Below are 25972 nucleotides of genomic sequence, written 5' to 3'. Positions count from 1 at the left end.
GCGTGCGTCGGTGATGCTTTGCTTGATCTGCGCGATGGTCGGCTGCAACTTGTCGAGGAAACGGTTGAACCAGCTCACCAGCTCACCGAGTTCGTCTTTCTTGCTGTAGTGCAGGCGTTGGGTCAGGTCGCCGTCGCCGCTGGCAATCGCCTTGAGCATGTCGGCCACGCTGTTGATCGGCCGGGTCACGCCCGAAGCGGTGAGCCAGATCAACAGCAAGCCGACCAGGCCGGCAATGATCGCCACCACAATGGCTTTGATCGTGCCACGTTGCTGGGCATCGTCGAGCACTGCTTGCAGCTTGACCGAGTCCGCCAGCAACACATGTTTGGGCAGATCGATCACCACGCCCCAGGCCTTGGAATCAGCGATCGGGCTGACCGGGTAGACCGCGCGGATCAGGTCGCCCTGCTGGAGGATTTTCGGGGTGCCGGCACTGAGCAATTGCAGGACATCCTTGCCTTCTGCGCCCAGGGTCTCGCCGATGTTTTTGCCCACTTTGCTGGCGTCAACGCTGTAGGCTGCCAATACGCCTGTGCCGGAAACGATCAGCATGTGTCCGGCGCTGTTGAACAGTTCACGCTGGGATTCGACCGCAGTGGCTTGCAGGGCGTCGAGCGCGATGTCGATACCGACCACACCGATGGACTTGCCATCCACCAGCAGCGGTACGGAAATGGTGGTCATCAACATTTCCTTGTTGCCGACGGTATCGGCGTACGGATCGAGCAGGCAGGTGCGCTGGCTGTCGCGAGGGCAGGTGTACCAGACGTTGTAGGGCGTGCCGCTGAGGTTCAGGGTGGTTTTGGTCAGGTCCTCTTCGACCATGATCGTGTTCAGCGCTTCACCCCCGGCACGGCTCCAGTACGTGGCGAAGCGACCCGCCTCATTGGACTGACGGGCCGCGTCATTGGCGAACTCACTGTCCTTGCCATCCAGGCCATTGGGTTCGAACGCCAGCCAGATGCCCAGCACTTTGCTGTTGCGCTCGAACGCCGTCTTCAAGCTCTGGTTCAACTCTTCACGCAGGGCGCCAGGCTCAAGCGAGCGCTTGGTGGCCAAGGTGCGCATGTCCTTGATCTGATCCGCCAGGGCGGTCACTACCGTCAGGGTTTCACCGAAGGTCTTCTGCACCCGCACCGCTTGCTCGGCGGCTTTCGCCTGGAGCAGGTTCTGCACGCTGTCGGTGAGCATTTTGCTGCTGGACTCGCTGACCAGCTCATCGTTCTGGTCAGTCTGGTAGAAGTTCATGCCTACGATCAACGTGACGACGCCGAGCAGGCACAGGCCGGAGAGCATGACAATTTTCAGGCGGATGGACAGTGAGTCGAACATGGGGCAGCTCGCGAATGGATGAATAGTTGGCTGTGAGCCATAGCGGCTCGATTCGCCAAATCCATTTAGCGCCATTCAATCCACATCGGCGCGGGAGCGAGATTGCATGAGGTGCATGCCGACGAACGGTCATGGTTGAACGTTTGCGCGGGGAAATGTGCCGGAAAGGCGATTAAAAATGGAGGAAATTTACGGCTGTTGCGCCAGTGATTCCGGACGTGACCAGATCCACAGATTGCCCAGGCCCATGCCGACCATCGCCACATAAATCGGCCAGCCGTGGTCGAGCATCATCAACATGAGGCCTGCACATACCAGCATGCTGACAGTGGCGCTGATTTTTGCCCGGCGCGCGATGATTCTGCCGTTGCGCCAGTTACTGAGGATGGGACCGAACAAACGATGGTTTTCCAGCCAGGCACTCAGGCGTGGCGAACTCTTGGTCGCAGCCCAGGCGGCCAGCAAGATGAATTCGGTGGTCGGCAGACCGGGGATCACGATGGCGATCAGGCCGATGCCAAGGCTGACGTAGGCCAGCAGGCCGAAAAGGAGGCGGGTGAGTTTAGAGGCGGCAGGCATGGGCTCAGGGGACGTGTGTGAAACAGATTGGTACGGTGCAGACTGACTCGATCCCTATGGGAGCGAGCCTGCTCGCGATGACGGGCTGACATTCAATAGAGATGTCGACTGTAAGACCGCTTTCGCGAGCAGGCTCGCTCCCACAGGGTATCGATGTTGAATCAGGCCGGTTCGGCAGCTGTCGAGTAAGCCTGCTCCAACAACACCGTAAACCGGTTGAACGCATCGATCGCGCCCTTATCCAGCTCGGCTTCTTCCTCTGCGCTGAGCGCCAGTTCATCGAGGGTTTTGACGAAGCTTTTCCAGCCTTGCGCACGACCGCCGGCCGGTTCGCCCAGGTGACGGGCGCCGAAAGTTTCGCTCAAACCCAGGCCTGCCGCACGCTTGATCAGGAACGCCGCACCCAGCTTCGAGCCCTCGGAGACGAACAGCCAGCCCAGTGCTTCGGCCTTGCTCGGGGTGTTCACGGCACCTGCAACCGGCGCTGGAACTTCAGTGTCCAGATCCGCCAGGTCGGCTTTGGCCCCTTCGGCTCGGCAGCGAGCGGGCAAGTCCGGGACGATGGCGATCAGTTCTGCGTCGTTGTACAGCGACGTCAGTTCCGACTGGAACAGGTATTGCGCTACGACAAAGCGGGCGAAGTTGGCTTGGGTTTCAAATGGCGCGTGGGCTTTGACCAGGGCATCGAGTTTGGTGTGTGGCTCGTGGGTGACCTGGTTCAAGCGTTGTGAACGCAGGCTGGGGCGTTGAGCGGTGTCCTGAGTAGTCATGACAAATCCTTTGGCGGAAAAAGAGGCACTTGGTAACGAGACGAATCAGCACGGGCCGGACAGTAAAAAAGCCTCACTGCGCCGCTGTATCAAGCCGCGCAGCGAGGTGGGGCCGGTCAGATATCCCAGATCAGGTTGACCGCGAAGTTGCGACCCGGCTGGGTCAGGCGATCAAGGTTGGCCGGTTGCGTTACCGAGGCTTCGCCGACGCTGTCGTAGCCGCGCACGTCATCCCACAGCCAGTACTTCTTGTCGGTCAGGTTGTAGATGCCGCCGCTGAGGGTGACGTCGTTGGTTACCTTGTAGAACCCGGTGAGGTCTAGGATGCCGAAGCCAGGCGTCTTGAACTGGCTGCTGACGCCGTCCGGCGACTTGAAGTTGCTGTCGTCGACGCGGTCCTTCTTTTTCACCAGGGTCCAACTGAGCAAGCTGCCGTAGTTATCCTGGTCGTAACCGAGACCAAACACGCCGGTCAGCGGGTTGACGCTATTGATCGGCTCGCCGTTGTCGTTGTTGCGACCGTAGGCATAGGCCACCGAGCCCTGGGTGTAGAGGCCTTGCGGAGCGCCGAAGGCATCGAGGTTCAGACGACCCTTGATTTCCGCGCCCTTGATGGTGGCGTGCTTGATGTTGGCGCTCTGGAAGGTCGGTTGGTCATAGCCCGGGGTGACAGCGTCTTCATTAATGAAGTCGCGGTACTTGTTGTAAAACACCGCCATCTCGAATAAGCCCTGCTCGAAGTTGCCGCGCAGGCCAGTCTCGTAGCTTTGGCTTTTTTCCGGTTCCAGGTCCGGGTTCGGTTCCACACTGTAGCCGGCGGCGCTGTTATCGAAACGCCCGTACAACGCCTTCGCGGTCGGGGTGCGGAAGCCTTCGGCGTACTGGCCATACCAAGTGTAGTTTTCGGTCAGGGCGTAGGTCAGGCCGAACTTGGGCGAGACTTTGTGCCAGGTCTTGTTCTCATCGCTGACGGTGCCACGACCATCGGCCGAGACGGTGTTGAGGAATTCCTCGGTGATGTCGGGTTTGAGTTGGGTGTAGTCGTAGCGCAGACCCGGCACGAAGGTCCAGTCGTTCCAGCTGATCTGGTCCTGGGCGAAGACGCTGTAGGTGTTGATGGTCGGGTCCGGGAAGTCAGAGGACTTCTTCAGCACGTCTGTTGCGCTGGTGGCACCGATGGCGGTGCAGCCGCGACCGATTGCCAGGCAGGTGCCGTTGCCGCTGCGCGAACCGGTGACTTTCTGTTGCTTGAGGGTGGTGCCGTACGTCAGCAGGTGCTCGGTATCGGCGATGCTGAAGGCTTTATCCAGTTGTGCGTCGAAGAGCCACTGTTTCTCTTCGTAGATCGTGTCCCGGGTCCGCAATACCTTGCGGGTGATCGGGAAGTAGACTTCTTCGGTGCTCTGATCGGTCTTGGCGACCTGGTGGTTGAGGCTCCACTTGACGTTATCTGCCAGCAGGCTGTCGAGGGCGAAGCTGTGTTCCAGGCCGAAGCGTTCACGGGTAATGGTGTCGTTACCGGTACGCGACTGGTACATGCCACCGGGCAGGACGCTGTCGGGGATGGTCGGGGCGCCCGCGAAGTAAGGTCCGCCATAGGCACTTTTCAGATCGGTATCGCGATCGTCCTTGTACTTCTCGTAGGTCAGGCCCAGGCGCGCGTCGTCCTTGTAGTGCCAGCCGACCTTGGCCAGCACGTTGCTGGTGCGCACGTCGTCGGGGTTGGCGGCGGTGCGGGTCAGGCCGGTGCTGTTGTTGCTGCCGTAGGATTCGGTTTCGTGACCATCGCGTTGGCTGTAATGCAGCAGGCCGTCGAACTGATCGGCACGACCGGCGACGGTGGCGGATTTGAGCCAGCTCTCGTCAGCGGAGCTGTAACCGGTTTTCAGGCGGGCACCGACGTCCTGGCCAGGTTTGATGATGTCGTCCGGGTCGAGGGTGAAGTAGCTGACCGCGCCACCGATGGCGTTGCTGCCGTAGAGCACGGAAGCCGGGCCACGGAGGATTTCCACACGTTTGATGATTTCCGGGTCGACGTAATTGCGCTGGGTCTTGGCATAGGGGCCGTTGAAAAAACCGTTGGGGACTTCGACCCCGTCAATCTGGGTCAGCACCCGGTTACCGTCGATGCCGCGGATGTTGTAGCCGCTGATTCCGCCGCGGGTCCCGGTACCGCCCACCGAAACGCCCGGCTCGTAACGCACCAGATCCTTGAGGGTATTGACGTTGTTGCGGTCCAGTTCTTCGCGCGTGTGGACGGTGACGGTGCTGGGCACGCTGTTCACCGACTGTTCCTGGCGGGTGGCGCTGATGGTGGTCTGTTGCAGGTTGAGCGCGCTGCCGGTGAGACGACGTTCGAGCACGATGTTGTTGTTACCCAGTTTGCGATAGCTCAGGCTGGTCCCCACCAACAGGCGATCCAGGGCTTTATCCGCAGGCAGTGATCCGCTTACACCCGGCGAGGCGACGCCTTGCGCGAGCTCTGCCGGCAAGCCGACCTGCCAGCCTGTCACGGCGGTAAAGGCATTGAGTGCCGAGACCAGCGGTTGCGGCGCGATGGTGAATGCGTAGTCACCCATTTTGCGGGTCTGCTGTTCGGCGGCGGTAGCCGCCATCAAGGGGGCAGCACCGGCCATCAGGATGGCGGCGGTCAGCAGCGACAGCAGGCGGGAAGGGGAAGAGGACTGGCGGGTAAGGCGAAAGGACATCGATAGCGCTCCGTGTCGCACGAATCTTTATAGGTGCTGATTGGCAGGTTTAGATGCGAATCAATTGCATTGGCTATAACGAGACGAACGGGGAACGGTTATCGAGTAAAAATAATTCTCATTCAGTTCAAGATCACCAACGCCGGGAATTCCTTCACCCGTGCGGACGTGATATGAGCCAGCGAGCGAACCACGTCCAGCGGCTGATCGAGCCGGTAATTGCCGGTCACGGCAACATCGGCCAACTGTTCGTTGTTATTGATGATCCAGCCCGGATAGTAACGACCCAGCTCCGCGAGCACCTGGCTCAGCGGGCAGTTTTCAAACACCAGGCGACCCTGGACCCAGGCCAGGTCGGTGGCGGCATCCAGTTTGGCCGGACGGTCGAAGCCGTTGGGGCCGATACGGATACTTTCCCCGGCGGTCAGGCGGACCCGTGCGTCGTCACGGGTGGCGCGCAGGTCGACATCGCCGCGCTGCACGCGAACCTGCGTCACGCCATCAAGGTAACGCACGGCAAATGCCGTATCGCGAACGCTGGCGGTGACCAGTCCCGCGTTGATTTCCAGCGGCTGACCACGATGGGGCTGCACCTCGAAAAACGCCTCGCCTTGATACAGACGAGCTTCGCGTTGCTGGTCGTTGATGGTGCTGGAAAAAGCCGAATTGGTGTTGAGCAGGACTTTCGAGCCGTCCTCCAGTAGCAGGCGCTGGCGTTCGCCCACCACGGTCAGGTGGTCGGCTTGCAGGCGCATGGGTAGATTGCTGAAGCTGAACAGGCCGAGGATCAGCACGGCGGCGGTGGCCAACGGTTTCCAGTGCGGGCGCAGGCGTGACAGTACGGTGACTTTGGCCGGGCGTGCGGCCAGGCTTTGCGCGCATTGCGTGACTTGCGGGCCGTTCCAGATCGCCTGGGCCTTGGCGAATGCATCGGCGTGCGCCGGGTCCGCCGCGAGCCATGCGTGGAACTGGCGCGTTTGTTCTTCGCTCGGGCTGTCCAGCACGATCAGCCAGTCCAGGGCCTGGTCCATCGCGTCTGCAGCAGCCTGCGCCGGTGAGGGCGAAGGGGAGCGGTGGGTGTCCGTCACGGTGTTTCCTCGGCAGTGTCTACGCACAGCTGTTTTTTTAGTGAAGCTAAAAAGAGCGGCAAGGGTAGCCTTGATGAGCAACACCGTCGAGCCGCGGCCGACTCAGCGGCCGTTTGACCGCTCGGCAACGCCGATACAGATCGCCATGATCAGTTTCAGCTCCTTTTGCACCGTGCTCAGCGAAACGCCGAGTTTTTCGGCGATCTCAAGGTAGCTGTGACCGTGCAGGCGGCTGAGGATGAAAATCTGTTGCTGGCGGGGGCTGAGTTGACTGAGGCGCACGTTCAGACGCTCGAGCAATTGTTCGGCATGGGCGGCGTCTTCGGCGCTGCTGGCGGGTGCGGCAACGCTTTGCACCTCGTCCACCGGCACGTCCTCGACCATGGTCCGCGAATGGATGCGTCGCGCACGCAGATGGTCCAGCGCCAGGTTGCGGGCGGTCTGGAAGACAAAGGGTTCAAGGTGATCGATGGCCCGTTCACTGAGCGCGCGCGTGACTCGCAAGTAGGTCTCCTGCAAGAGATCTTCGGCGGTGCTGTGATTGTTGACCATCCGCTCCAGCGTGCGCAGCAGGGAGACCCGCTGGGTGATGAAGACGTCGTTGAAGCGCGATTGACTCACGGGAGGCCCTGATCCATTTTGAGCAAATGATAATGCTTATCATCCACTCGCGTGGTCAAGTACTGATTTGTGAGGGGTTATGCGCGGCCCTGCAAGTAGGTCGCGTAATCGGGAATACGGTGCGCGTGTGCCTGCTCCATCATCGGGCTGCTGAGCAGGTAATCGGCGCTGCATTCATTGCACGCCACCGGGATGTTCCATACCGCTGCGACTCGCAACAGCGCCTTGATGTCCGGGTCATGTGGCTGCGGTTCGAACGGGTCCCAGAAGAACACCAGCATGTCGACCCGTTGTTCGGCAATCTGCGCGCCGAGCTGCTGGTCACCGCCCAACGGGCCGCTGATCATGCTTTCCACCGGCAGGTCGAGGCGTTGTTGCAATAACAACCCTGTGGTGCCAGTGGCGACCAGGTTGTGTTGTGCCAGTGTGTCTTTGTGTCGTGCAGCCCAATCGAGCAAAAACACTTTGCAATGGTCGTGGGCAACCAGGGCGATACGCTTGCGCGCCGACAGGTTTTTTTGCGTAAAGCTGATACCGATCATGGGGTGTTCCACAGGCGATTGGCGCGGGTGCTGCTGAGGACGCTATCGCCGGCTTGCCGGCGATAGCGATTGTGCAGACACAGAATTATTCAGCGTTGCACAGTGCCAGGCAGTTATCGAGCATGCGGTTGGAGAAGCCCCATTCATTGTCGTACCAGGCCAGTACCTTGAGCAGCTTGCCGCTGGACTTGGTGTGGTTGGCGTCGAAGATCGACGACAGCGGATTGTGGTTGAAGTCGCTGGAGACCAGCGGCAGGGTGTTGTAACCGAGAATTTTCGAATGCTGGCTGGCTTGTTTCAGGAGCGCGTTGACTTCATCGGCCGATGCTTCACGCTTGAGCTGCACGGTCAGGTCCACCAGCGACACATTGATCACCGGAACGCGCACCGCCATGCCAGTGAGCTTGCCGGCCAGTTCCGGCAACACCAGGCCTACCGCTTCAGCGGCGCCGGTCTTGCTCGGGATCATGTTCTGGGTCGCCGAACGGGCGCGGTACGGGTCGGTGTGGTAAACGTCGGTCAGGTTCTGGTCATTGGTGTAGGCGTGAATGGTGGTCATCAAACCGCTTTCGATGCCCAGCTCGCGGTGCAGCACCTGGGCCACCGGGGCCAGGCAGTTGGTGGTGCACGATGCGTTGGAAATAATCTGGTGCGACTGGCGCAGAATGTCGTGGTTTACGCCATACACCACCGTCGCGTCGGCACCTTTGGCCGGGGCCGAGATGATCACTTTGCGTGCGCCGGCCGTAATATGCGCGGCAGCTTTGGCACGGTCGGTGAACAGGCCGGTGCATTCGAATACCACATCAATCTTTTCCGCGGCCCATGGCAGATCGGCCGGGTTGCGAATCGCACTGACAGCAATGCGGTCACCATTGACGGTCAGGCTTTCCTGATCGTGCTGGACATCGGCGTCGAACGTGCCATGAACGGTGTCGTACTTGAGCAGGTGCGCGTTGATTGCGCTGTCTCCCAGATCGTTGATGGCGACGATCTGCAGATCCTGACGGTAGCCCTGGGTATAGAGTGCGCGCAGGACGTTACGGCCGATTCGGCCAAAACCATTGATTGCGATTCGAAGAGTCATTTATCAGCGCTACCGTCGTTTTGTTGTTGGAATTACAAGATTATTCGCAAAAAAATAGAAAACAAGCCTTTTTGATGGCAATATTTTATTCAATCTACAACGAGTGACCTGAATCAACTGGTCCAACCGATCAAGAAAGCCGTCTGTCATCCCATCGACACCGGCCTTTGATCAGCATAGACAATCAGGTCGCCACATCCGTTAGCCTGGAGTTCTACACATGCATCCCCGCGTCCTTGAGGTCACCGAACGGCTTATCGCCCGCAGCCGCGCCACGCGTGAGGCTTACCTTGCACTGATTCGCGGTGCGGCCAGCGACGGTCCGATGCGCGGCAAGCTGCAATGCGCCAACTTCGCCCACGGCGTGGCGGGTTGCGGCAGCGACGACAAGCACAGCCTGCGGATGATGAACTCCGCAAACATCGCAATTGTTTCGTCATATAACGACATGCTCTCGGCACACCAGCCGTACGAAGTCTTCCCTGAACTGATCAAAAAAGCCCTGCGCGAGATCGGCTCCGTCGGCCAGTTCGCCGGCGGCACGCCGGCCATGTGCGATGGCGTGACCCAGGGCGAGCCGGGCATGGAACTGAGCCTGCCGAGCCGTGAAGTGATCGCTTTGTCCACGGCGGTGGCGTTATCCCACAACATGTTCGACGGCGCGCTGATGCTCGGCATCTGCGACAAGATCGTCCCGGGCCTGATGATGGGCGCGTTGCGTTTCGGTCATCTGCCGATGATTTTCGTGCCGGGTGGACCGATGGTCTCGGGCATTTCCAACAAGCAGAAAGCCGACGTGCGCCAGCGTTACGCCGAAGGCAAGGCCAGCCGCGAAGAGCTGCTGGAGTCGGAAATGAACTCCTACCACAGCCCTGGCACCTGCACCTTCTACGGCACCGCCAACACCAACCAGTTGCTGATGGAAGTCATGGGCCTGCATTTGCCAGGCGCTTCCTTCGTCAATCCGAACACCCCGTTGCGTGACGCCCTGACCCGCGAAGCGGCGCATCAGGTGACGCGTATTACCAAACAGAATGGCGACTACCTGCCGATCGGCGAAATCGTCGACGAGCGCTCGCTGGTCAACTCCATCGTGGCGCTGCATGCCACCGGCGGCTCGACCAACCACACCCTGCACATGCCGGCTATCGCCATGGCGGCGGGCATTCAACTGACCTGGCAAGACATGGCCGATCTCTCTGAAGTCGTGCCGACACTGAGCCACGTCTACCCGAACGGCAAAGCCGACATCAACCACTTCCAGGCGGCGGGTGGCATGTCATTTCTGATCCGCGAACTGCTGGACGCCGGGCTGCTCCACGAAAACGTCAACACCGTGCTGGGCCATGGCCTGAGCCGCTACACCATGGAGCCGTTCCTCGATAACGGCGAACTGGTGTGGCGTGAAGGCGTGACCGAAAGCCTCGACGAAAGCATCTTGCGTCCGGTCTCTCGTGCGTTCTCGCCGGAGGGCGGCTTGCGGGTGATGGAAGGCAACCTCGGTCGCGGCGTGATGAAGGTTTCCGCTGTGGCTCTGGAAAACCAGATCGTTGAAGCGCCGGCCATGGTGTTCCAGGATCAGCAAGACCTGGCCGATGCGTTCAAGGCCGGTTTGCTGGAGAAAGATTTTGTGGCGGTGATGCGCTTCCAGGGCCCGCGCTCCAATGGCATGCCGGAACTGCACAAGATGACGCCGTTCCTCGGTGTACTGCAGGATCGTGGCTTCAAAGTCGCACTGGTGACGGACGGGCGCATGTCCGGCGCCTCGGGGAAAATCCCGGCGGCCATTCACGTCAGCCCCGAAGCTTATGTCGGTGGCGCTTTGGCGCGGGTGCAAGAGGGCGATATCATCCGCGTCGATGGCGTCAAAGGCACCCTGGAGCTTAAGGTGGATGCCGAAGAATTCGCAGCGCGTGAGCCGGCCAAAGGCCTGTTGGGCAACAACATCGGCACCGGTCGCGAACTGTTTGGTTTCATGCGCATGGCCTTCAGCTCCGCAGAGCAGGGCGCCAGCGCCTTTACTTCTGCCCTGGAGACGCTTAATTGAAACTGGCTTTGGTCGGTGATATCGGTGGGACCAACGCACGGTTTGCGTTGTGGAAAAACCAGCAGCTGGAATCGGTCCAGGTGCTGGCGACGGCCGACCATGCCAGCCCGGAAGAGGCGATCAGTCTCTATCTGAGCGGGCTCGGTCTGGCGCCGGGGGCGATCGGTTCGGTATGCCTGTCGGTGGCCGGCCCGGTGAGCGGCGACGAATTCAAGTTCACCAACAATCACTGGCGCCTCAGCCGCAAGGGTTTCTGCCAGACCTTGCAGGTGGATCGGCTGTTACTGGTCAACGATTTCTCGGCCATGGCGTTGGGCATGACCCGTTTGCAACCCGGCGAATTCCGCGTGGTGTGCGAAGGCACCCCGGAGCCATTGCGCCCGGCGGTGGTAATCGGTCCAGGCACGGGGTTGGGCGTCGGTACGCTGCTTGATCTGGGCGAAGGCCGGTTTGCCGCGTTGCCAGGGGAGGGCGGGCACGTCGACTTGCCGCTGAGCAGTCCGCGCGAAACTCAATTGTGGCAACACATCTTCAATGAGATCGGCCATGTCAGCGCTGAAACGGCGCTGAGCGGTGGCGGCTTGCCTCGGGTTTACCGGGCGATCTGTGCGGTGGATGGGCATGAACCCGTGCTTGAGACACCGGAAGCGATCACCGCTGCCGGGCTGGCGGGCGACCCGATTGCCCTGGAAGTGCTAGAGCAGTTCAGTTGCTGGCTCGGCCGCGTGGCGGGCAACAACGTGCTGACCACGGGTGGGCGCGGTGGCGTGTATATCGTAGGCGGGGTCATTCCACGCTTTGCCGATTTCTTCCTCCAAAGCGGTTTCGCAAGGTGCTTCGCCGACAAGGGGTGCATGAGCGATTACTTCAAGGGGATTCCGGTGTGGCTGGTGACGGCGCCGTATTCGGGCCTTGTCGGGGCGGGAGTAGCGCTGGATCAATCCATTCCAGCTTGAAATGCAGCCAAAATGTGGGAGCGAGCCTGCTCGCGAATGTGGTGTGTCAGTCAACGAATGTGTTGAGTGTAAAACCGCTTTCGCGAGCAGGCTCGCTCCCACAGTGGTTTTTCCACAGTTGTATATGTGGTGTTTGTAGATTCGGTGCTTAAGGCATAATCCGCCCAATTCAAACAATAAGGACGCCGCCCCGTGAGCTCAGTCAACAAGTCGATTTTGTTGGTCGATGACGATCAAGAGATACGCGAGTTGCTGGACGCCTACCTGACCCGCGCCGGGTTTCAGGTGCGTACCACGCCCGACGGCGCCGGTTTTCGCCAGGCTTTGAACGACGAGCCAAGTGATCTGGTGATCCTTGATGTGATGCTGCCGGACGAAGACGGTTTCAGTTTGTGTCGCTGGATACGACAGCACCCGCGCCGGGCTCAGGTGCCGATCATTATGCTCACCGCCAGCTCCGACGAGGCCGACAGGGTCATCGGCCTGGAACTGGGCGCGGACGACTACCTCGGCAAGCCTTTCAGCCCCCGTGAATTGCAGGCACGCATCAAGGCGTTGCTGCGCCGGGCACAATTCGCTCAGGAGCGTTCCGGTGGTGAAGTGCTGGCCTTCGATGACTGGCGGCTGGACATGGTCAGCCACCGGTTGTTTCACATCGACGGCGAAGAGGTGATTCTGTCCGGCGCCGATTTCGCCCTGCTGAAACTGTTCCTCGATCATCCGCAGGAAATCCTCGACCGCGACACCATCGGCAACGCCACCCGTGGTCGTGAACTGATGCCGCTCGATCGCATTGTCGACATGGCGGTGAGCCGATTGCGCCAGCGCCTGCGCGACACGGAAAAACCGCCGCGGCTGATCCGTACCGTGCGCGGCAGCGGCTATCAACTGGCAGCCAATGTGATTGCCAGCAATGGTCACTGAGTGCCTGCGCAGGCTCACAGAGCGCCTGCCGGTGCCACGTTCGTTGCTGGGGCGCATGTTGCTGCTGACGCTGCTGGCGGTGTTGTTCGCCCAGACATTGTCGAGCGTGATCTGGGTCTCGCAACTGCGTGCCACCCAGCTTGAAGGTCTGGTCACCAGTGCCCGCAGCCTCGCCCATTCGATGACCGCCAGCGTCAGTTATTTCCGCTCATTGCCGGTGGCCTATCGACCGTTGGTGCTCGATCAACTGCGCAGCATGGGCGGGACACGGTTCGTGGTCACGCTCAACGACAAACCCCTTGGCATGGAAGTGCTGCCGGTCACCCCGCGCAAAGCGGCAGTGATGAAAGCGGTGGACGAAGTGTTGCGTCAGTCATTGGGCCACGACACCGATATTTCGGTGTCTTTTGTCAGCCCCGAAGACCTGCGGATTTTCAATGCCGGCTTGAAACTCGATGAGCTGCCACGCTCCTGGGCGCATTACGCGCTGACCCTGGAGCCGGTGAATCCGCCGGTGTTGGTGACACAGATCCAGATGGCGCCGGGCGAATGGCTGTACATTGCCTCGCTGTTGCCCGAGCCCTACACCAGTCTTGAAGAGCAAGGCCTGCCATCGCAGCAGGTGTGGTTCATCGTCCTCACCAGCGGTTTCCTGCTGTTGTTCATCGGCTTGCTGGTGCATTGGCAGAGCCGCCCACTCAAGCGTCTGGCGCGGGCGGCGCGGGATCTGTCGCTGGGGGCCGACGTCGAACCGGTGGCCGAGGGCGGTGGCAGTGAAGTGGTCGAGGTGGGGCGCGCCTTCAACACCATGCGCGAGCGCATCAGCCGTTACCTGACCGAGCGCAGCCAGTTGTTCAGCGCGATTTCCCACGACCTGCGCACACCGATCACGCGCTTGCGCCTGCGGGTCGAACTGCTCGAGGACGAAACCCTGCAAGCCAAGTTCGGCCGCGATCTGGATGAGCTGGAGTTGCTGGTCAAAGGCGCGCTGCAATGCGTGAAGGACACCGACATCCACGAGAACATCGAACCGGTGGACCTCAATCACGTGCTCGATTGCCTGGTGGAACCTTACCTGGCGCCGAACGGCAATGGTCGCGTGACCCAGCAGGGACGGGCGTTGGCGGCGTACCCCGGCAAACCGTTGGCGCTCAAGCGGTGCATCGGTAACCTGATCGACAACGCCCTCAAGTACGGGCAGAACGCGCACCTGTACATCGACGATGACGACAGCGCATTCGTGCTGCACGTTGACGATGAAGGGCCCGGCGTTCCGGAGCAGCGGCTGGAGCAGGTGTTCGAGCCGCACTTCCGTTTGGCCGGGCAACAGCAGGGTTATGGGTTGGGGCTGGGGATCGCCCGAAACATTGCTCATAGTCATGGCGGCGAAGTCAGCCTGCAGAATTTGCGTGAAGGCGGTTTGCGGGTGACTTTGCAGTTGCCGCGATCGCTTGATTGATGCTGACCCTGTGGCGAGGTAGCTTGCTCCCTCGCCACAGGTGATCACATGTCGCAATACCTGCGTGAATGTCACAACCTGGTGACATAACTCGCCCCGTTCGTTACAAGCCCCGGACCTTGCGTTGTTTATGCTGCCCCTCAGTCATAACAACAAAAAAGGTCGCCCATGCACACCTTCCAACCTGCCTTCAGCAGTTGGCTGAATGCACCTGCTCACCAGCAATGGCTTAGTGCCGAAGGCCTGCGCCTGCTGGCGTTTGCCAAGGCTTCGAAGCTGCCTGAAGGCTTTGGCAATCTCGACGAGCGCGGTCATCTGCCGGCCGACGCACAGGCCGAAACCATGAACACCGCGCGCATGACCCATAGCTTCGCCATGGCCCACATTCAAGGCCTGCCGGGTTTTGCCGAATGGGTCGATCATGGCGTCCAGGCCCTGCGCGGGCCGCTGCGTGATGCCGTGCACGGTGGCTGGTTTGCGGTGGCTGATCACCGCGACGGCAACACCGGCAAGAACGCCTACCTGCATGCCTTCGTCGCGCTGGCCGCCAGTTCCGCCGTGGTTGCGCAACGGCCCGGCGCGCAAGCCTTGCTCGATGATGCCATCGACATTATCGACACCTACTTCTGGAGCGAGGGGGAGGGCGCCATGCGCGAATCCTTCAATCGCGACTGGAGTGAAGAGGAGGCCTATCGCGGCGCCAACAGCAACATGCACGCCACCGAAGCCTTCCTCGCCCTGGCCGATGTCACCGACGACAACCGTTGGCTGAGCCGTGCACAGCGCATCGTCGAGCGCGTGATCCACGGCCACGCCGCCGCCAACGACTACTTGGTGATCGAACATTTCGACCGCGACTGGCAGCCGCTGCGCGAATACAACCACGACAACCCGGCTGACGGTTTCCGCCCCTACGGCACCACGCCGGGCCATGGTTTTGAATGGGCGCGGTTACTGCTGCACCTGGAAGCGGCGCGGGTGCAGGCGGGCATGTTGACACCCGGATGGCTGGCCACCGACGCGCAAAAACTCTTCGAACAAAACTGCCTCCACGGCTGGGACGTCGACGGCGCGCCGGGCATTGTCTACACCCTCGACTGGGACAACAAAGCCGTGGTCCGCCATCGCTTGCACTGGACGCATTGCGAAGCCAGTGCCGCCGCCAGTGCGCTGCTGCAGCGTACCGGTGATGAGCAATTCGAACGTTGGTACCGACTGTTCTGGGAATTCTGTGACATTCATTTCATCGACCGTGAAGGCGGCAGCTGGCACCACGAACTCGATCCGCTGAACCGCCCAAGCGCCGATATCTGGGCCGGCAAACCGGACCTTTATCACGCCTGGCAAGCCGTACTGATCCCTCGCCTACCCTTGTCGCCGAGTATGGCAACGGCTCTGGCGCAATCGTCACGGGCCGTTCCTGTGTAACCATGTGGTGACATTCACGCGTCCCTTCGTTACCTGCGAAGGGACCTCCCCTGTTTAAACTCCTATGCAGCGCAAGCACCAGACTTGCATGCATAACAACAAGAAAGGTACATCTCAGATGAATGCGATTTCTCGCCTCGCTACTGTCATTTCTGTCGCCTCCCTGTTCCCGCTCGCTATTCTGCCTCTCAGTGTTTCCGCTGCCGATTCCAAAGGTTCGGTGGAAGTCGTGCACTGGTGGACGTCCGGTGGTGAAAAGGCGGCCGTTGATGTGCTCAAGGCCCAAGTCGAAAAAGACGGTTTCACCTGGAAAGACGGCGCCGTGGCTGGCGGTGGCGGTGCGACGGCCATGACCGTGCTGAAAAGCCGTGCCGTAGCGGGTAACCCGCCAGGCGTTGCGCAGATCAAGGGCCCGGACATCCAGGAATGGGCGTCGACCGGTCTGCTCGATACCGACGTCCTCAAGGACGTTGCCAAAGAAGAAAAGTGGGACAGCCTGCTCGACAAGAAAGTCTCCGATACCGTGAAGTATGAAGGTGATTACGTGGCCGTGCCGGTGAACATTCACCGTGTGAACTGGCTGTGGATCAACCCGGAAGTCTTCAAGAAAGCCGGTATCACCAAGAACCCGACCACCCTCGAAGAATTCTACGCCGCGGGCGACAAGCTCAAGGCTGCCGGTTTCATTGCGCTCGCCCACGGCGGCCAGCCTTGGCAGGACAGCACCGTGTTCGAAGCCGTCGTGCTGTCGGTCATGGGTGTCGATGGCTACAAGAAAGCCCTGGTCGACCTGGACAACAAAGCGCTGACCGGTCCGGAAATGGTCAAGGCGCTGACCGAACTGAAGAAAGTCGCGACCTACATGGACGCCGACGGCAAAGGCCAGGACTGGAACCTGGAAGCGGCCAAGGTCATCAACGGCAAGGCCGGCATGCAGATTATGGGTGACTGGGCCAAGTCCGAATGGACCGCCGCCAAGAAAGTCGCCGGCAAGGACTACGAGTGCGTAGCGTTCCCGGGTACCGACAAGGCGTTCACCTACAACATCGACTCCCTGGCGGTGTTCAAGCAGAAAGACAAAGGCACCGCTGCCGGTCAGCAGGACATCGCCAAAGTCGTGTTGGGTGAGAACTTCCAGAAAGTCTTCAGCATCAACAAGGGCTCGATCCCGGTACGCAACGACATGTTGAACGACATGGAGAAGCTCGGCTTCGACTCGTGCGCCCAAACCGCCGCCAAGGACTTCCTGGCTGACGCCAAGTCCGGTGGCCTGCAACCGAGCATGGCGCACAACATGGCGACCACGCTGGCGGTACAGGGTGCGTTCTTCGACGTCGTGACCAACTACATCAACGACCCGAAAGCCGACCCGGCCGATGCGGCCAAGAAACTGGGCGCGGCGGTTCAGTCGGCCAAGTAATCGAAAGCAGGTTCGACCCTGGGGAGCGAGCCTGCTCGAGATAGCGTCGTTTCAGTTGCTACATCCGTCGACTGACACAGCGCTTTCGCGAGCAGGCTCGCTCCCACAAGGGAAGAGTTAGTCATCTTATTCTGGATTTCCCCATGAGTTCTGTTGCTGTGTTCAGCAAGGCCTCGCCGTTCGATGCATTGCAGCGCTGGCTCCCAAAACTGGTGCTGGCGCCGAGCATGTTCATCGTTCTGGTGGGCTTCTACGGTTACATCCTGTGGACGTTCGTTCTGTCGTTCACCACTTCGACCTTCCTGCCGAACTACAAGTGGGCAGGCCTGGCGCAATACGCACGGCTGTTCGACAACGACCGCTGGTGGGTGGCGAGCAAGAACCTGGCGCTGTTCGGCGGCATGTTCATCGGCATCACCCTGGTGATTGGTGTGCTGTTGGCGGTGTTTCTCGACCAGCGCATCCGTCGCGAAGGCTTCATCCGCACCATTTACCTGTACCCGATGGCGCTCTCGATGATCGTGACCGGTACCGCATGGAAATGGCTGCTCAACCCGGGCATGGGCCTCGACAAATTGTTGCGTGACTGGGGCTGGGAAGGCTTCCGCCTGGACTGGCTGATCGACCCTGATCGCGTGGTCTACTGCCTGGTCATCGCTGCCGTCTGGCAAGCCTCGGGCTTCATCATGGCGATGTTCCTCGCCGGCCTGCGCGGCGTTGATCAATCGATCATCCGTGCCGCACAGATCGATGGCGCGAGCATGCCGCGCATCTACTGGAAAGTGGTGCTGCCAAGCCTGCGTCCGGTGTTCTTCAGTGCGGTGATGATTCTGGCGCACATCGCGATCAAGAGCTTCGACCTGGTGGCGGCGATGACCGCCGGTGGCCCGGGTTACTCCTCGGACCTGCCAGCGATGTTCATGTATTCCTTCACCTTCAGTCGCGGCCAGATGGGCATGGGCTCGGCCAGTGCGATTCTGATGCTCGGTGCGATTCTCGCAATCATCGTGCCTTACCTGTACTCCGAGCTGAGGACCAAGCGTCATGACTAGTCTCGCTGCCAAACCTGCGATCAGCCTGAGCCGTATCGCGATCTACGCGGTGCTGCTCCTCGCCGTACTGCTTTACCTGATTCCGCTGGTGGTGATGCTGTTGACCAGCTTCAAGACCCCGGAAGACATCAGCACCGGCAACCTGCTGAGTTGGCCGACCGTGGTCAGCGGCATCGGCTGGGTCAAAGCCTGGGCCACGGTTGATGGTTACTTCTGGAACTCGATCAAGATCACCGTTCCGGCGGTGTTGATCTCCACGGCCATCGGGGCCTTGAACGGCTACGTGTTGTCGATGTGGCGGTTCCGTGGTTCGCAGCTGTTCTTCGGCCTGCTGCTGTTCGGCTGCTTCCTGCCTTTCCAGACCGTGCTGCTGCCGGCTTCGTTCACCCTCGGCAAGATGGGCCTGGCGAGCACCACCACCGGCCTGGTGTTCGTGCACGTGGTCTACGGCCTGGCGTTCACCACGCTGTTCTTCCGTAACTACTACATCAGCATTCCCGATGCGCTGGTGAAAGCGGCGCGCCTCGACGGTGCGGGGTTCTTCACCATCTTCCGCCGGATCATCCTGCCGATGTCGACGCCGATCATCATGGTCTGCCTGATCTGGCAGTTCACTCAGATCTGGAACGACTTCCTGTTCGGGGTGGTGTTCTCCAGCGGTGATTCGCAACCGATCACGGTGGCGCTGAACAACTTGGTCAACACCAGTACCGGGGCCAAGGAATACAACGTTGATATGGCAGCGGCGATGATCGCCGGGCTGCCGACCCTGCTGGTCTATGTGGTCGCAGGCAAGTATTTCGTGCGCGGGCTGACGGCCGGCGCAGTCAAGGGGTAATCATGGCTACGCTCGAACTTCGCAATGTAAACAAGACCTATGGCGCCGGCCTGCCGGACACCCTGAAGAACATCGAACTGTCGATCAAGGATGGTGAGTTCCTGATCCTTGTCGGTCCGTCGGGCTGCGGCAAGTCGACCCTGATGAACTGCATCGCCGGTCTCGAGACCATCACCGGCGGCGCGATCATGATCGGCGACCAGGACGTCAGCGGCATGAGCCCCAAGGATCGCGACATCGCCATGGTGTTCCAGTCCTACGCGCTTTACCCGACCATGAGCGTGCGCGAGAACATCGAGTTCGGCCTGAAGATCCGCAAGATGAATCAGTCGGCGATCGATGAGGAAGTCACTCGCGTGGCCAAGTTGCTGCAGATCGAACACCTGCTCAATCGCAAGCCCGGGCAGCTTTCCGGTGGTCAGCAACAGCGTGTGGCGATGGGCCGTGCCCTGGCGCGTCGACCGAAGATTTATCTGTTCGACGAACCACTGTCCAACCTCGACGCCAAGCTGCGGGTCGAGATGCGCACCGAAATGAAACTGATGCACCAGCGCCTGAAAACCACCACGGTCTACGTGACCCACGACCAGATCGAAGCGATGACCCTGGGCGACAAAGTGGCGGTGATGAAGGATGGGATCATCCAGCAGTTCGGCACGCCAAAAGACATCTACAACAATCCGGCCAACCTGTTCGTGGCGAGCTTCATCGGTTCGCCGCCGATGAACTTCATTCCGTTGCGTTTGCAGCGCAAGGACGGTCGTCTGCTGGCGCTGCTCGACAGTGGCCAGGCGCGTTGCGAATTGCCGCTGGGCATGCAGGACGCCGGTCTTGAAGACCGCGAAGTGATTCTCGGGATGCGCCCGGAGCAGATCGTGCTGGCCAGCGGTGAACCCAATGGTTTGCCGACCATTCGCGCTGAAGTCCAGGTCACTGAGCCGACGGGTCCCGACACCCTGGTCTTCGTCACTCTCAACGACACCAAGGTCTGCTGCCGACTGGCACCCGACGTCGCACCGGCCGTGGGCGAGACCCTGACCCTGCAATTCGATCCGGCGAAAGTGCTGCTGTTCGATGCCAAGACCGGTGAGCGTCTGGGGGTGGCTGGTCAACTAAAAACCGAGACACATAGCGCCAACGTAGCCCAATTCAAGGGCAGATAGAGATCAGCAACTGAGGGAGCGAGCCTGCTCGCGAAAGCGGCCTATCAGTCGACATTTGCGTTGAATGACACGCCGCCTTCGCGAGCAGGCTCGCTCCCACAGGGGGGCTCTGTGATGGGCGGCCTGTCGCCTGTCACAACTGATGTAACCGCGTTAGAAAAAGAAAAGTTAATAACAATAAAACGAGGATGTAGGGATGAAGAAGAAGAACAGCGCTCAGCTTATCTGCCAGTTGTCAGCTATTGCAGCGATGACCCTGGCCGGTAGCGTCCACGCGGCTGACGCGTTTAGCGCCGATTCAGAATGGATGACCGGTGATTGGGGTGGCGAGCGGACCAAGCTGATCGAGCAAGGCATCGACATCAAGATGGACTATGTCGGTGAAGTCGGTGGCAACCTCCACGGCGGGTTCAACGATGACAAGACCGCGCGCTACAGTGATCAGTTCGGCCTGGGCGCAGCGCTGGACCTCGAGAAACTGTTCGGCTGGGATAACACCCAGGCCAAGATCCAGCTCACCAACCGTAACGGCGAAAACATCTCCAACGACCGCGTCGGCGACCCGCGTGCCGGCACCCTGAGTTCCTCGCAGGAGGTCTATGGCCGTGGCCACATGGTCCGCCTGACCCAGTTGTGGATCAAGCATCAGTTCCTCGACAACAAACTCGACGTCAAGGCCGGTTACTTCGGTGAAGGCGAAGATTTCAACACCTTCCCGTGCGAATTCCAGAACCTGGCGTTCTGCGGTTCCCAGGTGGGTAACTGGGCGACCAACATCTGGTACAACTGGCCAGTCAGCCAGGCTGCGATCCGTGTGAAGTACAACATCTCGCCTGAGTGGTATGCGCAGATCGGCGCGTACAACCAGAACCCGTCGCAACTGGAGCATGGCAACGGCTTCAAACTCAGTGGCAGCGGTACAAAAGGCACCGTCCTGCCGGTCGAACTGGTCTGGCTGCCTAACCCGGGCAACCTGCCGGGCGAATACCGCGTCGGTTACTACAAAAGCACGGCCAGCGCCGATGACGTGCGCGAAGATGACAACGGCGATGATGCGGCCACCAGCGGCAATGCCTATCGCAGCCATAGCAGCAAGCACGGCTACTGGTTCGTGGCGCAACAGCAACTCACCAGCCATAACGGTGACGCTACCCGCGGTCTGAACATTGCAGCCAACGCAACGTTCCACGACAAGGACACCAACGTCGTCGACAACTACCAGTCGCTGATGTTTGTCTACAAAGGTCCGTTTGATGCCCGTCCGAAAGATGACCTCGGTATCGGTTTCGCCCGCATCCACGTCAACGACGACGTGAAGAAAAATGCCGAGCTGACCAACGCTGCGAACGGTGTTTCGGATTATCAGGATCCGCTGTTCTCGCCGCTGCGTGAGACCGAATACAACTACGAGCTGAACTACGGTTTCCACGTCACCAACTGGCTGACCGTGCGTCCTAACCTGCAGTACATCACTCACCCGGGTGGCGTGGATGAGGTCGACAACGCGCTGGTGGCCGGTCTGAAAATTCAGTCGGTGTTCTAACGCGACTGCGATAAGCTCCTCTCTATGTGCGCATTTTGCGGACAGCCAAGGCTGTCCGCTTTTTTTTGTGCAGGGAGCAAAGAGTATTTGTGGAGAGGGAGTAAGCTCCCTCGCCACAGGAGTTCGCTGCTAAAGCGTTTTAATACCTCGATGATTTTCAGGACCGTGGCACATGCTTGAGCATCCGCTACAACGCTTCTTCAAATCCTTGCGCGAGCGACCGGTGTTCGCGTGGGAGCGCTATCAGAAGCGCGACGTGCTGGTGATTGATCATCCGCTGTGCCAGGCGGTGTTCAGTCGCCAGGGCGCGCAGTTGCTGCACTTCCAGCCCAAGGGGCAAAAGCCCTGGCTGTGGTGTGCGGCGAAGTGGCCGCAGGTCGGTGCAATTCGCGGTGGAGTGCCGGTGTGCTGGCCGTGGTATGGCCGTCATCCGAGCGAAAACGCCTGGCCGTCCCATGGTTGGGCGCGGTTGCTCGACTGGAAGTTGATCGACAGCGGCAGCGACGATGATGGCGTGCGTTTGCACTGGCAGCTTGAGTTGTGCGACTGGCAGGTCGACCTGCATGCGCACCTGGGTGAACGCATGGAATTGCGCCTGAGCACCGAGCATCAGGACGCCATGCCGTGCCAGTTGAGTCAGGCTTTGCACGCTTACTGGCGTATTGGTGATGTCGGCGAGGTAGCGCTGTCTGGGCTCGAAGGCGCGCAAGGTTACGACCAGTTGAACCGCCAGATTTGTCAGCAGGAAGGCGAGTTGCGCGTGGACGGCGGTTGCCAGCGGGTGTTTCAGCATGACGGTGAATTGCAGCTCAATGATCACGCCTGGGACCGGGCGCTGTGCATCGATACCGGCGAAACGGCTGACACAGTGGTCTGGCATCCGGGCTCACGGCCGTTGCTGGGGGTGAGCTGGAACGAGATATCCGAATTCGTATGCGTAGAGGCAGCAAGCGGCGGCACCGACAGCCTGTGCCTGAAACCGGGGGAGCGGGCACATTTGAGTTTGCAGGCGCGGGTGGAGGTATAGCTCGGGATAGGGTGGTTTCAGGGCTGGCCTCTTCGCGAGCAGGCTCGCTCCCACAGGGGAAAGCATTCCAACTGTGGGAGCGAGCCTGCTCGCGAAGGGGGCGGATCTGACAATGCAGAGTCTGGGTCAGTTGAATTCGTCGCCCACCGGATACCGGCTGGCATTCAAACTCTCTTTGATCTTGCGCAGGTGCGGCTGGAAATCCACCCCGCGACGCAAGGTCATGCCGGTTGCAAGCACGTCGAGCACGGTCAGTTGAATGATCCGCGATGTCATCGGCATGTAGATGTCGGTGTCTTCCGGCAGGGGAATGTTCAGGCTCAAGGTACTGGCCTTGGCCAGCGGTGAGTTTTCCGCGGTCAGGCCGAGCACTGAAGCGCCGTTCTCCCGGGCAATGCGCGCCACTTCCACCAGTTCGCGGGTGCGGCCGGTGTAGGAAATGATCACGAACAACTCGCCGGTATGCGCCACCGAGGCAATCATGCGCTGCATCAGTACGTCGGCGTGGGCGGTTACGGCGAGGTTGAAACGGAAGAATTTGTGCTGCGCATCCAGTGCCACCGGGGCTGAGGCGCCTAGGCCGAAAAAGTGGATCTGCCGAGCCTGGATCAACAGGTCGACGGCGCGGCTGATCAGGTTCGGATCGAGGGCCTGCAGGGCACTGTCCAGCGACGCGATGGCGCTGCCGAAGATTTTTTTCGTGTAGGCCTCAGGATTGTCATCCGCCTCGACCGCGCGGCTGACATACGCCGCGCCACTGGCCAGGCTCTGGGCCAACTGAAGCTTGAGTTCCGGATAGCCGCTGACGCCGAACGAACGGCAGAAACGGTTGACCGTCGGTTCACTGACTGAAGCGGCCTGGGCGAGGGCGGCGATGCTGAAGCGAGTGGCCTGCTGCGGGTTGAGCAGGATCACTTCGGCGACTTTGCGTTCGGCCTTGTTGAGCTCTTCAAGGCGACTCTGGATCTGTTCCAGTAAATTTCGCACGCGGTCCATATGAGTTTCCTTTACACCTGCGCCAACCAGCGCGCGGCTAATGCAAAAAGGGCCTTTGGTGCGGCCCGTAACGGTGGCCTATCCTACTGATGGCTCTGACCGACCACCACTCGGAATCTGTATTTTGCGAAAATGTTGTGGTTATTACTACATTTTCCCTTGAGTGATGCCTTGAAAAAAGGTATTTGTAGCTTAACTTGATAAAAGAACAAACATCATGCTCTCGATTACGGTTGAACCGTGCACCTTTGCCTTGTTCGGCGCTCTTGGCGATCTCGCCCTGCGCAAGCTGTTTCCTGCCCTTTATCAACTCGATGCCGCCGGCCTGTTGCACGAGGAGACGCGGATCATCGCGCTGGCCCGTGAGCCTGGCAGCGAGCAGGAGCACCTGACGTTCATCGCCTCCGAGCTGCGCCGCTACGTGGGCGCCAAGGAACTGAACGAAGCCGTAGTCGAACGTTTTCTCGCACGCCTGAGCTACCTGCACGTCGACTTCCTCAAATCCGAAGACTACGTGGCCCTGGCCGAAGTGGCGGGCACTGCCCAGCGGGTCATCGCCTATTTTGCTACCCCGGCGGCCGTTTACGGTGCGATCTGCGAAAACCTGGCGAAGGTCGGCCTGGCGGAAAACACCCGTGTGGTGCTGGAAAAACCCATCGGTTCAGACCTGGAATCCTCGCGCAAGGTCAACGATGCCGTGGCGCAGTTCTTCCCGGAAAACCGCACCTACCGTATCGACCATTACCTGGGCAAAGAAACCGTCCAGAACCTGATCGCCCTGCGTTTCGCCAACAGTCTGTTCGAAACCCAGTGGAACCAGAATTACATTTCCCACGTGGAAATCACCGTGGCCGAGAAGGTCGGGATCGAAGGCCGCTGGGGCTACTTCGACAAGGCCGGGCAGCTGCGGGACATGATCCAGAATCACCTGCTGCAACTGCTTTGCCTGATCGCCATGGACCCGCCGGCCGACCTGTCCGCCGACAGCATCCGCGACGAGAAAGTCAAAGTGCTCAAGGCACTGGCGCCGATCAGCCCGGAAGGCCTGACCACTCAAGTGGTACGGGGCCAATACATCGCCGGCTACAGCGAAGGCAAAGCGGTGCCGGGCTACCTCGAAGAACCGAATTCCAACACCCAGAGCGACACCGAAACCTTCGTCGCCCTGCGTGCCGACATCCGCAACTGGCGCTGGGCCGGCGTGCCCTTCTACCTGCGTACCGGCAAGCGCATGCCGCAAAAACTGTCGCAGATCGTCATCCACTTCAAGGAACCGTCGCACTACATCTTCGCTCCCGAGCAGCGCCTGCAAATCAGTAACAAGCTGATTATCCGCCTGCAACCGGACGAAGGCATTTCCTTGCGCGTGATGACCAAAGATCAAGGCCTGGACAAGGGCATGCAGCTGCGCAGCGGTCCGTTGCAGCTGAATTTTTCCGACACCTGGAGCAGCGCACGGATACCCGATGCCTACGAACGGTTGTTGCTGGAAGTCATGCGCGGCAATCAGAACCTGTTTGTCCGTAAAGATGAAATCGAAGCCGCGTGGAATTGGTGTGACCAGTTGATCGCCGGGTGGAAAAAATCCGGTGATGCGCCCAAGCCGTACGCGGCCGGGTCCTGGGGGCCAATGAGCTCCATTGCTCTGATCACGCGGGACGGGAGGTCGTGGTATGGCGATATCTGATTTGAAACTGCCTCAGGGCGTCAGCGCCCATGAGTTCAAGAGCCCGACGCTGCTGGCCGAAGGCCTGGCACTGAACGTGGCCAGTCAATTGAGCGATGCGATCGACGCCCAGGGCACTGCGACCCTGGTGGTGTCCGGCGGCCGCAGCCCGGTGGCGTTTTTCCAGCATTTGGCCAAGCAGACGCTGGACTGGTCGAATGTGGTCGTCAGCCTGGCTGACGAACGCTGGGTGCCGGTTGAGCATGCCGACAGCAATGCCGGTCTGCTGAAAAAGTATCTGTTGCAAGGCCCGGCGGCCAAGGCTCAGTTCCTGAGCCTGTACAGCGCCAGTGCCAACCTGGAACAGGCAGCCGAGCAGGCCGACCGTTTGCTGTCCGAGTTGCCGGTGATCGACGTGTTGGTGCTGGGCATGGGCGATGACGGTCACACCGCGTCGCTGTTTCCCAACAGCCCCAATCTGGCTGAAGCCTTGCAGGCCGACGGCCGTCGTCGCTGCTATCCAATGCTGGCGCCGACCGTGCCCCATCAGCGCCTGACCATGAGCCGCGCGCTGCTGGCCTCGGCCAAACACAAGGTTCTATCGATTTCCGGTCAGTCCAAGCTGACCACCCTGAGTACCGCACTGGCCGGTGACGACGTCGCCGCAATGCCGATTCGCGCGTTTCTGCAACCCACGTTAGAGATTTACTGGTGCCCATGAGC

The 25972-nt window shown here is 60.2% G+C and carries 21 protein-coding genes and 1 pseudogene; 13 read left to right on the top strand and 9 right to left on the bottom strand.

All coding sequences use genetic code 11. From position 1 onward, the window contains the following. Nucleotides 1-54: 54 nt before the first annotated feature. From BVK86_RS30455 to gap, 8 genes and pseudogenes are all read right to left on the bottom strand, one after another. A pseudogene (locus tag BVK86_RS30455) lies at nucleotides 55-1071 on the bottom strand (methyl-accepting chemotaxis protein); the annotation flags it as partial. 453 nt (nucleotides 1072-1524) lie between these two features. Beyond that, entirely contained in the window at nucleotides 1525-1914 is a 390-nt protein-coding gene (locus BVK86_RS05220) for a YbaN family protein (RefSeq protein ID WP_075945422.1), read from the bottom strand. 161 nt (nucleotides 1915-2075) lie between these two features. Beyond that, complete coding sequence (locus tag BVK86_RS05215) at nucleotides 2076-2684, bottom strand: biliverdin-producing heme oxygenase (RefSeq protein WP_075945421.1); 609 nt, start codon at nucleotides 2682-2684, stop codon at nucleotides 2076-2078. A gap of 116 nt (nucleotides 2685-2800) precedes the next feature. Further along, the gene (locus BVK86_RS05210) at nucleotides 2801-5392 is read right to left on the bottom strand and encodes a TonB-dependent receptor (RefSeq protein WP_075945420.1); all 2592 of its coding nucleotides are present in this window, start codon (nucleotides 5390-5392) and stop codon (nucleotides 2801-2803) included. Between the two features lie 122 nt (nucleotides 5393-5514). Continuing rightward, the gene (locus tag BVK86_RS05205) at nucleotides 5515-6480 is read right to left on the bottom strand and encodes a FecR family protein (RefSeq protein ID WP_075945419.1); all 966 of its coding nucleotides are present in this window, start codon (nucleotides 6478-6480) and stop codon (nucleotides 5515-5517) included. 102 nt (nucleotides 6481-6582) lie between these two features. Beyond that, nucleotides 6583-7101, bottom strand: a complete 519-nt coding sequence (locus BVK86_RS05200) for an RNA polymerase sigma factor (protein WP_075945418.1) — start codon at nucleotides 7099-7101, stop codon at nucleotides 6583-6585. Between the two features lie 77 nt (nucleotides 7102-7178). Then, complete coding sequence (locus tag BVK86_RS05195; RefSeq protein WP_075945417.1) at nucleotides 7179-7643, bottom strand: methylglyoxal synthase; 465 nt, start codon at nucleotides 7641-7643, stop codon at nucleotides 7179-7181. A gap of 85 nt (nucleotides 7644-7728) precedes the next feature. After that, entirely contained in the window at nucleotides 7729-8730 is a 1002-nt protein-coding gene (gap, locus tag BVK86_RS05190) for a type I glyceraldehyde-3-phosphate dehydrogenase (protein ID WP_075945416.1), read from the bottom strand. A gap of 220 nt (nucleotides 8731-8950) precedes the next feature. Between gap and edd the strand changes: the two genes are divergently transcribed. The 11 genes from edd to BVK86_RS05135 all read left to right on the top strand — a co-directional run bounded on the left by edd (nucleotide 8951) and on the right by BVK86_RS05135 (nucleotide 22587). Further along, entirely contained in the window at nucleotides 8951-10777 is a 1827-nt protein-coding gene (gene edd / locus BVK86_RS05185) for a phosphogluconate dehydratase (RefSeq protein WP_075945415.1), read from the top strand. Beyond that, entirely contained in the window at nucleotides 10774-11733 is a 960-nt protein-coding gene (locus BVK86_RS05180) for a glucokinase (RefSeq protein WP_075945414.1), read from the top strand. The genes edd and BVK86_RS05180 overlap by 4 nt, the downstream gene beginning before the upstream one ends. Before the next feature lie 192 nt (nucleotides 11734-11925). Next, complete coding sequence (locus BVK86_RS05175; RefSeq protein WP_075945413.1) at nucleotides 11926-12657, top strand: response regulator; 732 nt, start codon at nucleotides 11926-11928, stop codon at nucleotides 12655-12657. 31 nt (nucleotides 12658-12688) lie between these two features. Then, a complete protein-coding gene (locus tag BVK86_RS05170) occupies nucleotides 12689-14116 on the top strand; it encodes an ATP-binding protein (protein ID WP_408002945.1) in 1428 nt (475 codons plus the stop codon). A gap of 168 nt (nucleotides 14117-14284) precedes the next feature. Continuing rightward, nucleotides 14285-15544, top strand: coding sequence for a D-mannose isomerase (locus BVK86_RS05165; RefSeq protein WP_075945411.1), 1260 nt, complete (start codon nucleotides 14285-14287; stop codon nucleotides 15542-15544). 118 nt (nucleotides 15545-15662) lie between these two features. Then, complete coding sequence (locus BVK86_RS05160) at nucleotides 15663-16964, top strand: ABC transporter substrate-binding protein (RefSeq protein ID WP_075945410.1); 1302 nt, start codon at nucleotides 15663-15665, stop codon at nucleotides 16962-16964. A gap of 143 nt (nucleotides 16965-17107) precedes the next feature. Next, nucleotides 17108-18016: a carbohydrate ABC transporter permease gene (locus BVK86_RS05155; RefSeq protein WP_034149180.1), complete on the top strand. Its 909-nt coding sequence runs from the start codon at nucleotides 17108-17110 to the stop codon at nucleotides 18014-18016. Then, on the top strand, nucleotides 18009-18854 hold the full coding sequence (locus BVK86_RS05150; protein WP_075945409.1) for a carbohydrate ABC transporter permease: 846 nt from the start codon (nucleotides 18009-18011) through the stop codon (nucleotides 18852-18854). The genes BVK86_RS05155 and BVK86_RS05150 overlap by 8 nt, the downstream gene beginning before the upstream one ends. Nucleotides 18855-18856: 2 nt before the next feature. After that, nucleotides 18857-20017, top strand: coding sequence for an ABC transporter ATP-binding protein (locus BVK86_RS05145; protein ID WP_075945408.1), 1161 nt, complete (start codon nucleotides 18857-18859; stop codon nucleotides 20015-20017). 196 nt (nucleotides 20018-20213) lie between these two features. After that, nucleotides 20214-21560 (top strand): carbohydrate porin, encoded by a 1347-nt coding sequence (locus BVK86_RS05140; RefSeq protein ID WP_075945407.1) that lies wholly within the window; start codon nucleotides 20214-20216, stop codon nucleotides 21558-21560. 172 nt (nucleotides 21561-21732) lie between these two features. Further along, a complete protein-coding gene (locus BVK86_RS05135) occupies nucleotides 21733-22587 on the top strand; it encodes a D-hexose-6-phosphate mutarotase (protein ID WP_075945406.1) in 855 nt (284 codons plus the stop codon). Nucleotides 22588-22713: 126 nt separating this feature from the next. Here BVK86_RS05135 and BVK86_RS05130 read toward each other — a convergent pair whose 3' ends face one another. Further along, nucleotides 22714-23574: a MurR/RpiR family transcriptional regulator gene (locus BVK86_RS05130; protein ID WP_173668879.1), complete on the bottom strand. Its 861-nt coding sequence runs from the start codon at nucleotides 23572-23574 to the stop codon at nucleotides 22714-22716. Between the two features lie 226 nt (nucleotides 23575-23800). On the opposite strand from BVK86_RS05130, the gene zwf reads away from it, so the two are divergent. Together zwf and pgl are read left to right on the top strand one after the other, a co-directional pair. Then, nucleotides 23801-25270, top strand: coding sequence for a glucose-6-phosphate dehydrogenase (gene zwf, locus BVK86_RS05125; protein WP_075945405.1), 1470 nt, complete (start codon nucleotides 23801-23803; stop codon nucleotides 25268-25270). Beyond that, nucleotides 25257-25970: a 6-phosphogluconolactonase gene (pgl, locus tag BVK86_RS05120; protein WP_075945404.1), complete on the top strand. Its 714-nt coding sequence runs from the start codon at nucleotides 25257-25259 to the stop codon at nucleotides 25968-25970. Before zwf ends, pgl begins: the two co-directional genes overlap by 14 nt. The last annotated feature ends 2 nt before the right edge of the window (nucleotides 25971-25972 follow it).

Origin of the sequence: Pseudomonas reinekei, assembly GCF_001945365.1 — a bacterium.
GTDB lineage: Bacteria > Pseudomonadota > Gammaproteobacteria > Pseudomonadales > Pseudomonadaceae > Aquipseudomonas > Aquipseudomonas reinekei.
The sequence above is the reverse complement of the archived record's forward strand: the minus strand, read 5'-3'. Positions and strand labels throughout refer to the sequence as shown.

What these genes read in the sequence shown, in the direction of transcription:
- edd (WP_075945415.1), top strand. Translation starts at nt 8,951, where the DNA reads ATGCATCCCCGCGTCCTTGAGGTCACCGAACGGCTTATCGCCCGCAGC.
- zwf (WP_075945405.1), top strand. Translation starts at nt 23,801, where the DNA reads ATGCTCTCGATTACGGTTGAACCGTGCACCTTTGCCTTGTTCGGCGCT.
- BVK86_RS05135 (WP_075945406.1), top strand. Translation starts at nt 21,733, where the DNA reads ATGCTTGAGCATCCGCTACAACGCTTCTTCAAATCCTTGCGCGAGCGA.
- gap (WP_075945416.1), bottom strand. Translation starts at nt 8,730, where the DNA reads ATGACTCTTCGAATCGCAATCAATGGTTTTGGCCGAATCGGCCGTAAC.
- BVK86_RS05150 (WP_075945409.1), top strand. Translation starts at nt 18,009, where the DNA reads ATGACTAGTCTCGCTGCCAAACCTGCGATCAGCCTGAGCCGTATCGCG.
- BVK86_RS05140 (WP_075945407.1), top strand. Translation starts at nt 20,214, where the DNA reads ATGAAGAAGAAGAACAGCGCTCAGCTTATCTGCCAGTTGTCAGCTATT.
- BVK86_RS05215 (WP_075945421.1), bottom strand. Translation starts at nt 2,684, where the DNA reads ATGACTACTCAGGACACCGCTCAACGCCCCAGCCTGCGTTCACAACGC.
- BVK86_RS05195 (WP_075945417.1), bottom strand. Translation starts at nt 7,643, where the DNA reads ATGATCGGTATCAGCTTTACGCAAAAAAACCTGTCGGCGCGCAAGCGT.
- BVK86_RS05155 (WP_034149180.1), top strand. Translation starts at nt 17,108, where the DNA reads ATGAGTTCTGTTGCTGTGTTCAGCAAGGCCTCGCCGTTCGATGCATTG.
- pgl (WP_075945404.1), top strand. Translation starts at nt 25,257, where the DNA reads ATGGCGATATCTGATTTGAAACTGCCTCAGGGCGTCAGCGCCCATGAG.
- BVK86_RS05145 (WP_075945408.1), top strand. Translation starts at nt 18,857, where the DNA reads ATGGCTACGCTCGAACTTCGCAATGTAAACAAGACCTATGGCGCCGGC.
- BVK86_RS05210 (WP_075945420.1), bottom strand. Translation starts at nt 5,392, where the DNA reads ATGTCCTTTCGCCTTACCCGCCAGTCCTCTTCCCCTTCCCGCCTGCTG.
- BVK86_RS05160 (WP_075945410.1), top strand. Translation starts at nt 15,663, where the DNA reads ATGAATGCGATTTCTCGCCTCGCTACTGTCATTTCTGTCGCCTCCCTG.
- BVK86_RS05165 (WP_075945411.1), top strand. Translation starts at nt 14,285, where the DNA reads ATGCACACCTTCCAACCTGCCTTCAGCAGTTGGCTGAATGCACCTGCT.
- BVK86_RS05220 (WP_075945422.1), bottom strand. Translation starts at nt 1,914, where the DNA reads ATGCCTGCCGCCTCTAAACTCACCCGCCTCCTTTTCGGCCTGCTGGCC.